15 protein-coding genes are annotated in these 12,115 nt (G+C 38.7%); 7 read left to right on the top strand and 8 right to left on the bottom strand.

Annotated elements, in window-relative coordinates:
• The first annotated feature begins 182 nt into the window (after positions 1-182).
• Together POF52_RS22560 and POF52_RS22555 are read left to right on the top strand one after the other, a co-directional pair.
• Entirely contained in the window at positions 183-1,241 is a 1,059-nt protein-coding gene (locus POF52_RS22560) for a FecCD family ABC transporter permease (RefSeq protein ID WP_013057631.1), read from the top strand.
• The gene (locus POF52_RS22555; RefSeq protein WP_047932282.1) at positions 1,238-2,521 is read left to right on the top strand and encodes an ABC transporter ATP-binding protein; all 1,284 of its coding nucleotides are present in this window, start codon (positions 1,238-1,240) and stop codon (positions 2,519-2,521) included. The genes POF52_RS22560 and POF52_RS22555 overlap by 4 nt, the downstream gene beginning before the upstream one ends.
• 17 nt (positions 2,522-2,538) lie before the next feature.
• On the opposite strand, the gene POF52_RS22550 is transcribed toward POF52_RS22555, so the two are convergent.
• The 7 genes from POF52_RS22550 to POF52_RS22520 form a co-directional block, all read right to left on the bottom strand.
• Positions 2,539-3,360: a hypothetical protein gene (locus tag POF52_RS22550; protein WP_042452320.1), complete on the bottom strand. Its 822-nt coding sequence runs from the start codon at positions 3,358-3,360 to the stop codon at positions 2,539-2,541.
• Between the two features lie 44 nt (positions 3,361-3,404).
• Positions 3,405-3,830 (bottom strand): Hsp20/alpha crystallin family protein, encoded by a 426-nt coding sequence (locus POF52_RS22545; protein WP_013083730.1) that lies wholly within the window; start codon positions 3,828-3,830, stop codon positions 3,405-3,407.
• Positions 3,831-3,919: 89 nt separating this feature from the next.
• The gene (locus POF52_RS22540) at positions 3,920-4,423 is read right to left on the bottom strand and encodes an Hsp20/alpha crystallin family protein (protein WP_013083729.1); all 504 of its coding nucleotides are present in this window, start codon (positions 4,421-4,423) and stop codon (positions 3,920-3,922) included.
• Positions 4,424-4,474: 51 nt separating this feature from the next.
• The gene (locus POF52_RS22535) at positions 4,475-4,717 is read right to left on the bottom strand and encodes a spore germination protein (RefSeq protein WP_251460815.1); all 243 of its coding nucleotides are present in this window, start codon (positions 4,715-4,717) and stop codon (positions 4,475-4,477) included.
• Positions 4,718-4,824: 107 nt separating this feature from the next.
• The gene (locus tag POF52_RS22530) at positions 4,825-5,067 is read right to left on the bottom strand and encodes a spore germination protein (protein ID WP_013057625.1); all 243 of its coding nucleotides are present in this window, start codon (positions 5,065-5,067) and stop codon (positions 4,825-4,827) included.
• 143 nt (positions 5,068-5,210) lie between these two features.
• Positions 5,211-5,990: an STAS domain-containing protein gene (locus tag POF52_RS22525; protein ID WP_013057624.1), complete on the bottom strand. Its 780-nt coding sequence runs from the start codon at positions 5,988-5,990 to the stop codon at positions 5,211-5,213.
• Positions 5,991-6,172: 182 nt separating this feature from the next.
• Positions 6,173-7,378: a TcaA 3rd/4th domain-containing protein gene (locus tag POF52_RS22520; RefSeq protein ID WP_271995059.1), complete on the bottom strand. Its 1,206-nt coding sequence runs from the start codon at positions 7,376-7,378 to the stop codon at positions 6,173-6,175.
• A gap of 198 nt (positions 7,379-7,576) precedes the next feature.
• Here POF52_RS22520 and POF52_RS22515 point away from each other — a divergent pair, with 198 nt between their 5' ends.
• The 4 genes from POF52_RS22515 (at position 7,577) to POF52_RS31130 (ending at position 10,643) form a co-directional block, all read left to right on the top strand.
• Positions 7,577-8,722 (top strand): acyl-CoA dehydrogenase family protein, encoded by a 1,146-nt coding sequence (locus POF52_RS22515; RefSeq protein WP_074894825.1) that lies wholly within the window; start codon positions 7,577-7,579, stop codon positions 8,720-8,722.
• 90 nt (positions 8,723-8,812) lie between these two features.
• Positions 8,813-9,367: a GrpB family protein gene (locus POF52_RS22510; RefSeq protein WP_176584120.1), complete on the top strand. Its 555-nt coding sequence runs from the start codon at positions 8,813-8,815 to the stop codon at positions 9,365-9,367.
• Positions 9,368-9,382: 15 nt separating this feature from the next.
• On the top strand, positions 9,383-10,315 hold the full coding sequence (locus POF52_RS22505; protein ID WP_271995054.1) for an alpha/beta hydrolase: 933 nt from the start codon (positions 9,383-9,385) through the stop codon (positions 10,313-10,315).
• Between the two features lie 115 nt (positions 10,316-10,430).
• Positions 10,431-10,643, top strand: a complete 213-nt coding sequence (locus POF52_RS31130; RefSeq protein ID WP_334314413.1) for a hypothetical protein — start codon at positions 10,431-10,433, stop codon at positions 10,641-10,643.
• On the opposite strand, the gene POF52_RS22500 is transcribed toward POF52_RS31130, so the two are convergent.
• Complete coding sequence (locus POF52_RS22500) at positions 10,640-10,792, bottom strand: YflJ family protein (RefSeq protein ID WP_080743170.1); 153 nt, start codon at positions 10,790-10,792, stop codon at positions 10,640-10,642. The two genes, POF52_RS31130 and POF52_RS22500, sit on opposite strands and share 4 nt — an antisense overlap.
• A 150-nt stretch (positions 10,793-10,942) precedes the next feature.
• On the opposite strand from POF52_RS22500, the gene POF52_RS22495 reads away from it, so the two are divergent.
• Positions 10,943-11,806, top strand: coding sequence for an alpha/beta fold hydrolase (locus tag POF52_RS22495; protein WP_271995051.1), 864 nt, complete (start codon positions 10,943-10,945; stop codon positions 11,804-11,806).
• The last annotated feature ends 309 nt before the right edge of the window (positions 11,807-12,115 follow it).

Genomic DNA, 12,115 nt, shown 5'->3' with positions numbered 1-12,115 from the left:
TTTTACCGAGAACTTTAGTACGCTATTCTACGTTGCCTAGTTCAACAGTCTAGCACTCGTAACAAATAAAAGATGATTGTTTCCAACTTAATGCATGGTGGAAGCATGGTTTATGGACAGGAAAATGAATGGTTAATGTAATATAAAACATCACGCCTCGTTTCCTAGAGGAGCTGAACGTATTGATTTTTAAACGTATTTTTTTTAACAAAGCATCTATTTTATACATAGTCAGTTTATTTATTGTATGTACTTCGGTAATTATGGGCGTATTTATTGGTACAGTTTCGTTAACCGTAGGAGATACAATCAAAATTATTATTGGCCACCTTACCGGGCTATCCTTATATCACGGTCCCGAAAACATGGATTTAATCATTTGGCAAATTCGTTTTCCAAGAGTACTGGTGGCATTTTTAGTAGGAGCTTCGCTTTCAATAGCAGGGGCTGCCTTTCAAGGACTATTAAGAAACTCTCTTGCTGATCCTTATACGATTGGGGTTTCCTCAGGTGCAACTCTTGGCTCTGTCATGGCAATTTATTTTCATTGGAGTATTTTTGGTTTGTCTATCTTCACGCTGCCTGTAGTCGGCATTGTATCTGGTTTTATTACTCTTCTTTTAGTTTTTGGTATTACGAAACTCGCAAGCGGCAATTTGGCCAATGAAACCATCATCTTAGCGGGGATTATTTTATCATCCTTTATGAGCGCGCTTATTTCATTAATTGTGGCTCTTTCTCCCGAAGAAGATGTAAGACAGGTTTTATATTGGCTAATGGGAAGCGTATCAATGAGAGGGTGGTCTCATATTCAAATTTTAGGGCCGTTCTTTTTGATTGGTACAATTATGCTGTTGTTACATGTAAAAGAGCTGAACGGCTTAGCATTTGGCGATCAATCCGCTCAGTTTATGGGAATAGACGTAAAGAAGAAAAAAAGAATGATTTTAATAGGTGCATCCGTATTAACAGGGGCTGCGGTATCAGTATCTGGGGCAATTGGATTTGTTGGCTTAGTTATCCCCCACGTAGTGCGTCTCGTAGCGGGAGCTAATCATAAGCATGTACTGCCGCTTTCTATTTTAATTGGAGGAAGTTATTTGGTTTTAGCAGATTTATTGGCACGAACGATATTAGAACCTCGTGAACTGCCGATTGGAGTCGTAACCGCCTTAATTGGTTCGCCAATCTTTACCCTGCTCCTTGTAAAAGAACGTATGCGGAAAAGAGGAATATCATGATTGAACTATATAATGTGACAGGAGGATACGATAGGCAGCAGCCGACCGTTCGTGACATCACGTTCACCGTAGACAAAGGTTCTTTTGTCGCTTTACTAGGACCAAATGGAAGCGGGAAAACAACGCTTATTCGCTTGATTATGAATGTATTAACCATTCAATCAGGAGAAGTGAAGGTAGAAGGAAAGTCAGTGAAGGCTTATTCACCAAAACAGCTGGCGCAAAAAGTTGCAGTCATGACGCAAGAAAATCAAATTGGGCTAGAATTTACGGTTCAAGAAATTGTTTCACTTGGACGTTACCCTTATCAGGCAAAAGGATTGTTTAGCACTGTATCAGCACAGGATGAAGAAGTGGTGGAAAGCGTGATGAAATTAACAAACGTCTGGCACTATAGAAATCATACTTTTCAATCGCTAAGCGGTGGAGAAAAACAGCGGGTTTTACTGGCTAAAGCACTGGCGCAAGAACCTGACTACTTACTTCTTGATGAACCAACGAATCACTTAGATGTAAAACATACAATGGAACTGCTTCAGCTGTTAAAAACGTTACAGCAGGAAATGAGCTTAACGGTTCTGGCCATTTTGCATGATCTCAACATCGCCTCGCTGTTTGCAGATAATGCTGTGTTACTGAAAGATGGAAGAGTAGAAGAAACGGGGATGGATGCCATCTTTCAGGATGCAGCTACGTTAAAAAGAGTATATGGGGTTGATTTGCATGTATTTCACCATCCCGCTGTGAACAAGCGGCAAATTGCTTTTGTACCGCCGTATCAATATCCAGAGACGGACTTTCATGAGTTATATCAGTTACAAAAGGAACCGGGCAACCTATGTTTATCCTTTGTTCGTCCTTTGAGAACTCTTTCACTGGGTTCAAATGAAACAGGCCTAGACTGGTGTCAAGAAATTGTTCAACAGCAAAGCAGTGCTAACGCGGCGTGGAAATCTGCGTCTTTATCCAGTCATGAAGTTCGCTTAAAAGACGATAAAGGTTACTCGTGGCTGGCTGTGCTGACACATGGACAAAAAGAGAATGAAATGAATATTGTTCTACTAACAAATACACCGCTTTCGGACGCGAACTTACTTCATGCAGCGATGAAGGTAATTGAGTACCGGGCTTTCTTAGGGAAAACAGGACGTATTGCTGTAGCATCATCTCATCATAAAGAAGAAAATCAAGAAGAAATTTCAGAGTTCTTAATGGAACGCCTCCAAAAAGAATTACAACTATTTATGGAAACAAAAATGACCGACAATTGCTTTAAATAAGCAGTAGCGGTCATTTTTTATTCTTCGGAGTGATCATCAGATTTTTCTGGTTCACCTCCTGAACTCATCGTTGTTTCAGTTGTATGTTCATCAATCTTTTTTTCTTTTAGCTTAACAGAAAACAAGTCTTTGACTTCTTCATCTACTTGATCAGAGTCAGCGCTGTAAGTGGTGCCGATGTTTAAGTGACCCGTCAAATCTTTAATGCCTAGCTGGCCGAAATTATTACTAAGATCAATTTTGTCTAACAATACTTTTTCGACCATGATTTTTTCAACAACAATGGACTGCTTTGGCTGAGTTACTTCATCAATCTTTTTGTCAAGAGTTTTCACCATCTCATATAAGGCGGTATTAGAAGATTCTTCCTTTAACGCAGAGAGCTGATTTTGAATGTCTTCGAAATTAGGAGCTGACTGCATAGCCGAGAGTAAATGAGCTGTTTGCTCGTGCAGTTGAGACAGTGATTGAATAAGGTGAGCTGATTCATGTAATTGCTGATGAAGCTCTTCTATTTTAGGGATCGCGTCGGTTAAACGCGTCACTTGATCAATAATTCCCTGCAGGTTCAGCGCTGAATCTGACGAAAGAGCAGGTTTTGTGACTTCAGCTTCAGCAGATGTCTTAGGCTCCGTTTGGCTAGACAACTTCTTTGGCTGCTGAGAAGGGTTCTTTAGATTAGACTGTTTTTTAGTTTTCATCTTTTTGGGTAATTCTTTCCGCTTTTGATTAGAACGTTGGTCTATGGGACTTGCTTTTTTTTTGGTTGGAAGGGAAGACGGATTTATTTTGCGGACTGTTTCAATTTTAGGCGATTGTTTAAACCACTTAGAAAACATGAAATTCCCTGCCTTTCATGCTACGTATAGTTCTGCACAATAAATTACAAATCAAATTTCACATGCAAAAGACCATCTTTAAATGATGCGTGACACGGCGCTTCCTCTACAGCAGGTGGAAGAATAATTGATCGTTGAAACGTTCCTTCACGTCTTTCTTTGTGAAGAACATTTGCATCCTTCACGGTTAAAAGAGATGAACCGGATATGTGTAAAGTATTTTCGTGCATGGTCAATTCGACGTCTGTTCGTTTAGCACCGGGTATTTCAATTACAACTAACAGTTGATTTGCCCATTCATATACATCAATTAAAGGATAATCTCGATATTCATTTACAATTTGGGGAGAAGCATCTGCTTCCGTATCATTCTTTTCTTCATGATCATCATCAAAAATCTTTTCCCAAAATTTCGTATGGTTTTCTTCTTGTAACGTTTCTGCCCACTTTTTAAATTTTCCGTGATTCATATTTGTCACCTTCTTTAAAAAAATAAAACAAGGCCTTTTGCAGCTTTCTATTTTATATGTATGCATGAAAACAGAAAAAAACGTCCACTTTAATCTAAATCGTGGACGTCTATTTGAGACATAGGAATATTAATATGTTTAGGCATCCGGATTTCCAACACTCCGGAACGATAGATGGCGCGTGTGCCTTTTTTGCGAACCGAACAAGGAAGCTGAATTTCTTCTTTGAAGGATTCTTCTCCATCTATTCCTTCAATCGTACACACATATGGCGTATGATAGACTTTAATGCTTGATACAATATCGCGGTTAGGGATTTTTAGCTGCACAATGCATTCATCTAATGTATTGATGACGTTTGAATCAAATCTTCTTGGCTTTTGTCCATGACCTTCAGTTCCCATATCCTGCTGTTCTTTCATCATGTCTTGGGCTTGCTTAAAGAATTCATTTCCTTGCATAAAATCTGGAAAAGAATGGGACATGGTAGAAGAAATCATTTGCTGAATATACTTATCCATGTCTTTAGATGCCATTCCTTTTGGGATATTTTCCATCATTCCTTTAAAAGGAGACTTTCCAAATGGAAACATATTTACACACCTCCTTGTAATGTGCCAAGTAAAATAACAAAATTGTTAAAGCTAAATTTGATTTCCAATTGGAGCTGAAGGGTTTGCAATTTGATCTTGATCACTTACATCAGGATCTAACACGCCCGTATTCATTTGAGAGCAAGTAGGAGAGAAGTTACCTAAAGAGAAATTCGCGCCGTTAAACTTTGAGTTCGCCGTGTGACTGTTTTGAATGGTGGAACCAAAATCAATATTTGCGTTTTGCGTGACACCGTTTGTTACGATATTAAAAACGTTAATTTGAAGAAGCATAAAGAGACTCCTTACTGTTTTTATTCATTCTACTCCAACAGTCTATTGCGTTCAGAGAGAATGTATTCACCGTTTGTCGTCATGCTGTTGACAAGCATTGCCCTATATCACTGCTGATAACCATTGACATGATCAACGTTTGCAATATCTGTTTGGTCATTTGTATCAGGATCGATATAAATGTTCCGCATTTTCGAGGAAGCAGGTGAGACATCGCCATAAGAAGAGTTCGTACCAGTGGATTTTGAATGAGCCGTGTGACTGTTATGGAGTGCTTCGCCAATGTTGACAGAACCGTTGCTTGAGATACTGTTGATCTTTAAATTATAAATGTTAATAACACTTGGCATACGCTCTCACCCTTTTCTATGGTTGATTAATGTATCCTATGATGATAAGTGCCTAAACGTTCACAATTCCTCATAACTAAAATCGCCTTTTCCGATTGAAGGAAAAAGCGATTGAGAGAGGATTACTTAATGATATGATGGGCTTATGAAATGGGTGCAATACGATAATTCTTTTTTTCTAAAATGTAAGAGATGCTTTGTTGGACAGTGGAAAATGTTCGCCAATTAAACTGAGAATCTACAAGCGAAAGAGCCATTTTTGAAGAAAGACCAACAATAAGGCAAGTCGTACCAATCAAACGCAAAGCATCGTGAAGCGTGTTAATATAATAACCGTGTTCTTCATCTAACGAATGAAGGGAAGATAGATCAATAAGCAAATAGCGCGCCTGTTCTTTTACAACTGCCTCCAATACCGTTTCAGTTAGCTTCTTACCACGTTCTATATCCATCTTACCGGTAATAGGCACAGCTAAAACCTCGTCCCATATTTTTAATAAAGGTGTGGACAAATCCTCAATTAACCGTTCTTTTTCAAGCTCTGCTTCGGCTTGATCTGTAAAGTCTAATAGCATAAGCAAGTAGCCATAACGCTCGCCGTCTTTTGTATCAATAGGGTGAATCACAGCTTCTGCTACGTATTGACTGCCAATCGTTATACGCGTTCGGTAGGTTGTATGAAGAGAGGTGAGTAATTTTTCCGCTTCTTCAGAATTGGAATGAAAGAAGTCCATATGCTTTCCAATTAACTCTTCGATATGAGATAACTGGTAGATTGGAAGTACTGGCTGGAGTGTTTCAATTGCTCTTGCATTCATCCACTGCACACGATAGTCTTTATCCGCAATGATCATGGTTTCTTGAATATTTTCTAAAATCAAATGGCCATTAAGCTTTTGTGGAAGTCGTCCAATTCCATTCATTCTCCATCTCTCCTTATGTGTGTATTAAGTTTATGTACATCTACTTTTATTTTACAGTGAAAAGAATAAAGAAGGCTATAAGAAATTTATTAACGTATATAGGGATTATGGTATGTAAAAAAACGTTGGAGTAAGCACTCTCTTCAATTAAAAAACTCCCCTATGCAAAAGGGGAGGCCACCTTACTCATATGATTTAATAAAATCAACGTTGTATTTTTCAACACTTGATAAGTAGGAATCTCTAAATGATGAATCAGGCGTATACCATGACTTTTCATAAAAATAGGCTTGAAGATCTTTCGATTTAAATACATACCCATGCCGCGCATAGATTTCATTTCGAGCTAGCCTTAGTTCACTCGAGCTCAAACTGCTAATATCACTATAGCTTAATTTGTAAGAATCCGAACCAGGAAGAATATAAGAGCTTGAAGTAGCATAAGAGCGCGGCCCAGGCACGATCACTTCTCGTTCTTTTATGACGGTTTTTTCCTTTTCGACGGGCGGCGTTTGTATATTTAACATAATACTTTCTTCACTTTGAATAGTGTAGGGACTGCTTTTGAACGTTGTGCCGTCTTTTTGCACTTCTGCATGAACAGTGACGCTTCCATCCGTGGCAACAGGCCCTATTTGTGATGAGCTATTCACCTGCAGTCCCGTGCTTTTTCCATTTACGAATAAAACAGCGTCATCTCTATTCGATGAGATTGTAACGTAAGCGCCTTTAAATACCACAGATATATTTTCTTCTTTTTGTCGGTGAAAATTTACAGTGGTTTGGTCTGTAAGTTTTCCATAAGAGCTTTCATAAGAAGCCGTAAGCGGGTAATTTCCAATCATAAAAGGCCCCATTTTTTGCGTTTGATTCTTGGATATCGATTGTTTTGTATCATTGACTATAACCGTTGCATCCTCTGGCGTGGTGAGGGAGATATAATATGATGACGGCACAACCACGTACTGTTTTTTGAAGAGTAGTGAATGTTTCTGTTCTTTTATTGTAAAGTAAATGCTCGATTTATTTTTTAAATCATTTTCAACGTCTCGTAAAATAGAACCATCGGAAGTTGCGTCTAACAGAGCTTGAATAGATGTGTCATTAATAACTATAGTAGACTGCGAAGAGTCTAATAACTCTCTTAACACAGCTGTATCTTTCGATTCTAATGCCTCAATAAAGCGGTCAGCCGTCTTTTCTTCTGAGCCAGAGAAAAAGAAATAAAATACAAAAGTTAAAAGAAGTATAAGCGCAATACCCCCGCCAATATACCAGCTCTTTTTATGCTTGGCTGCAGCTGGCGACACGGTGAAAGAAAAGCCGCAGTTATTGCAAAATAATTGGTCTGTGCTTGCACTGGCCCCGCATTTTGGACATTGATTCATTCACACCATTCCTTTCTTTTTATTTCATTAAATGTATGGAATGTGTAGGTAAAACAGACCGTTAAATTGGAAAAAGAATAGATTCAACAAGAAAGATAAACACACCAAACATGCACAGAAAAGGTGAGGTATGCTATGATAAGAACTATATATTAATCCGATAGGGACACTCTGTCATATAAAAAGGAGATGAAGCAAATGAGTGTTTCATTTGTAAATAAAAATCAAGAGTCTACGTATGAAAAATTGCTGCCTCTAGTCGAAAAATTTAAGAAACGAGCTTTTAAAATAGATGAAGAAGGTACGTTTCCCTTTGAAAATATTCAAGAGTTAAAAGAAGCGGGCTATACACGTCTTTCTCTCGAAAGCAAATATGGCGGAAATGAATTACGCCTTTATGATTTTTTATTATTTCAAGAATTAATTGCTCAAGGAGATGCTTCTACGGCTCTTAGTATTGGATGGCATATGGGGATTACAATGGACTTGCGTGAAAAACAGCCTTGGAATCAGCAAATGCTCGATTTTATTTTTAAAGAAATAGAAAAAGGTGCACTTATTAACACCGCTGCAACTGAACCGAAGACGGGAAGTCCTACTCGAGGAGGAAAACCGGAAACGACAGCCGTAAAAACAAAAGAAGGCTGGCGAATCAATGGCCGAAAAACATTCACCACGATGTCTCCAGTGTTAAATTATTTTTTGGTAAAAGCAAGCATTGAAGGTGAAGAAGAGATCGGCTTATTTTTAATTCCTCGTGAAACAAGCGGACTTTTAATAGAAGAAACATGGGATATGATTGCAATGCGCGGAACAGGAAGTCATGATCTTGTGCTAGAAAACGTCGATATTAAACACGACTTTCTTGTTGAACGCCTCGGTGGTTTTAAAAAGAATGAGCCAAGCGGCTGGCTGCTTCATATACCAGCTTGCTACATGGGTACAGCCATCGCAGCAAGAGATTATGCTGTCGCATTTGCTACAGAATATTCGCCTAATAGTATTGAAGGAACGATTAGCAAGCTGCCAAATGTGCAGCGTTTAGTAGGAGAGATGGAACTTGAACTTATGCAAGCGCGTCACTTTATGTACAGCGTGGCAAGTAAATGGGATGAAACCAGCGACCGAGCAGCATTAGCAGGAGAGTTAGCAGCTGTCAAACACGTAGTGACCAATAGTGCCTGTACGATTGTCGACAAAGCAATGCGCATAGTGGGGGCGAGAAGCTTGCAGCGCAGTAATCCGCTGCAGCGCTATTATAGAGACGTGCGTGCTGGGCTTCACAACCCTCCAATGGATGATATGACGATTGTTAATTTAGCGAAGCAGGCGTTTGCTAGATAAAACTTAATAACATGTTAAATGATGAAAAACTGCTTATTATAGGCTATTCTATAATAAGCAGTTTTTTCGTTGCAAGAGGAGGAATTGGAGATGGAGTCCGTAAGAGAAATTCAGCTGACACCCTATAATATCGCGTGGGAAAAGGAATTTTCAAAAGAAGCTGCCACCTTAACAACTATAATGTCAGCTCAAGTTTTAGAGGTTCATCATATCGGAAGCACTGCTGTTCCCGGCTTAAGCGCAAAACCGATTATTGATTTACTTATTGAAGTGAAAGATATAAAGAAAGTAGATACATATAATCAGAGGATGGAGCAGCTTGGTTACGAAGCGAAAGGTGAAAACGGCATAAAAGGAAGACGATACTTCCAAAAAGGCGGAAATGAAAGAACGCACCATGTTCATATTTATGAAAAAGGTCATCCAGAAATTAATCGGCATATATGGTTTCGGGATTATCTGCGAACTCACCCTTATACAGCAAAAGAATACGAAACGTTGAAAATAGAACTAGCGCATCGCTATCGCTTTGAACCAGAAAAATATGTGGAAAATAAAACGAATTTTATTCATAAAATAGATGTGCTAGCTTTAAAATGGAGAAAGGGAAGCAGCAATAAGAATAGGAAAGATGATCTTAGATAAAAAGGAGGAACGAGCTTGACTCCAGTTCTAAATCGACAGCCAAATACAGGAAAAAAGAAAAAAACAATATGGATCAGCCTGACATCCTTTGTTATTCTTTGTTTTGTACTTTGTACGGCAATTTCTCTTTATGTAGGCATAAGCCTGACAAAACTAGATAAAAATCCTGCTGTGAAAAATCCTGGTGATTACGGCATGCACTATAGCAATCAAGTATTTTTGAGCAAAGACGGAATAACCCATTTAAAAGGATGGATGATTGAACCAACGGAACAGCCAAAAGCGACCATTATTATGTCACATGGATACGGAAATAACCGTGAAGCACAAGGAGCTGGCTTTCTGCCGCTGAGTAAGGAATTTGTAAAAGCGGGATATCGAGTAGTCATGTTTGACTTTAGAGATTCAGGAGACTCAGAAGGAAATCAAACAACGATTGGTGTAAAAGAACAGCTCGATTTATTAGGCGTTATTCAGAAAATGAAAGAAACAACAAAAGAACCAATTGTGCTCTACGGCATTTCAATGGGAGCAGCTACTTCTTTATTAGCAGCTTCTCAAGAGGACGACGTAAAAGCGGTCGTAGCCGATAGTCCTTTTAGTGATTTAACCTCTTATTTAAAAGAAAATCTATCTGTATGGTCTCATTTACCAAACTTTCCGTTTACACCGCTAACAATTGCTATTCTTCCTGTTATTGCAGATGCAAATCCTGCTGAAGCTAGTCCTATTAAAGCAGTCGAGCATATTTACCCTCGACCAATTTTATTTATACACAGCACAGGAGATACAAAAATTCCTTACACTGAAAGTGAAAAAATGGCTAAAACGCACCCGGATGCTTTTCACTTCTGGAAAACTGATAAAGCAGAACACGTTCAAAATTATCATATATACAAAAAAGAATATGTAAAGCGCGTATTATCTTTTATTGAGCAATCGCTGTAAAAAAAGAGGCTGGGACAAAAATATTTTAGACGAAATGTAAAACGAACCATTGATCAAGACTTTTGATTAGTGGTTCGTTTTTTTGTTAGGACAAACGTAGATTTCATGTGTGTAAATCTTTCTAGCTGTTGACGAAGACTCCTGCGGGAAAAGCGGAACAGGTGAGACCCCGCAGGAGCGAAAGCGACGAGGCTCAGCGGCCGCCCGCGGAAAGCGAAGTCTTGCACGGAAATCAGCTGCGGTGTCTCAAACAGTTCAGCTCATATATCCCATTTGTTCATCTTTAGATGGGATGGGATTCATTTCGTTATGTCTCAACCTCTTTTAGCCGTTGATTTTACCTTGTTCTATAAGCTCAGCATGTAAATTACGAAGAATGTAGGTTTTATAACTTTCTAGCTTTCTTCCATCGATTTTAGAGATATTGGCCGCTTTTAACTGCTGAACAAACCAGCCCTTTGAATAGATATGAGCCATTGTTAATCACTCCTTCAAAAAGATCCACTCTAAATAATTAACTATATTCATAAAAGGAACTAAAAAGAAGTGAATGAGGCAAATGAATTGACGTTCATTTTTTGCAGCGTTATACTGCTCTACAGCTACTTATAAAGGAGGAAATGAACAATGAGTAAACAGTATATAAACGTAAATGGCGTTAATTTGCACTACATAAGCAAGGGAGAAGGAGAGCTTATGCTATTTCTTCATGGGTTTCCTGACTTTTCGCATATTTGGCGAAACCAGTTAGATGAATTTTCCGATAATTTCCACACAGTTGCTTTGGATTTAAGAGGATATAATCTATCTGAAAAGCCAAGCGGACTGGAATCATACGAAATTGATGTATTAGTAGAAGATATCCGCCAAGTGATTGAAGGTTTAGGATATAGCTCCTGCACGCTAGTTGTACACGACTGGGGAGCAGGAATCGGCTGGACATTTGCTTATCGCTACCCTGAATATGTACAAAAATTAATTGCTTTTAACGGTCCGCACCCTTATACATTTATGCGTGAGCTTAGAACAAATGAAAATCAGCAAAAAGCAAGTGAATATATGAAATGGTTTCAAAAACAAGAAGCACAGGACTATATGGAACGAGATAATTTCTCAGGTTTGCGTAAGCTTGTGATTGAGCCAGGTGTAAAAAAAGGATATCTAACAGCTGATGATGTTCAAGCATACATGAACTCTTGGGAAAATGGCTCTGTGCTGTCCATGCTAAGTTATTACCGCAACTTAAAGATTTTCACAGAAGAAGACCTTCAAAGAAAATCTTTGTTTCCGTTAGAAGAAGAAGTGTTACACATCCCGGTACAAATTATTTGGGGAAATCAAGATCCTACTTTTATGCCTGAAAACTTAGATGGTATTGAAGAATATGTACCAAACATATCTGTTCATCGATTAGCTGAAGCATCTCATGCCCCTCAGCATGAAATGCCTCAAGAAGTAAACGACGTGATGTGGAATTTTTTAAATAAGTAAAGATAAAAAGAGGCTCAGACAAAAGTAATTTAGATGAAAGAAAATCCGAACGATGAATTGAGATTCTTGATAGAGAATCCAACTCGTTCGGATTTTTTTATTGCGCAGGTTTCATATATATAGTGCTTTCTAGCTGTTGATTGGAGGGAAAGGCGAAGACTCCTGCAGGAAAACCCCGCGGGGTGCAAACGACGAGAAGGCTCAGCGGCTGCCTGCAGAAAGCGAAGTCTTGAACGGAAATCAACAGGGGTGTTAAAAGTAATTCATACTAACTCATTTATCCCATTTGTTCGTCTTTAAATTGAATTT

Origin of the sequence: Priestia sp. AB (assembly GCF_028369225.1) — a bacterium.
Classification (GTDB): Bacteria; Bacillota; Bacilli; order Bacillales; family Bacillaceae_H; genus Priestia; species Priestia megaterium.
The sequence above is the reverse complement of the archived record's forward strand: the minus strand, read 5'-3'. Positions and strand labels throughout refer to the sequence as shown.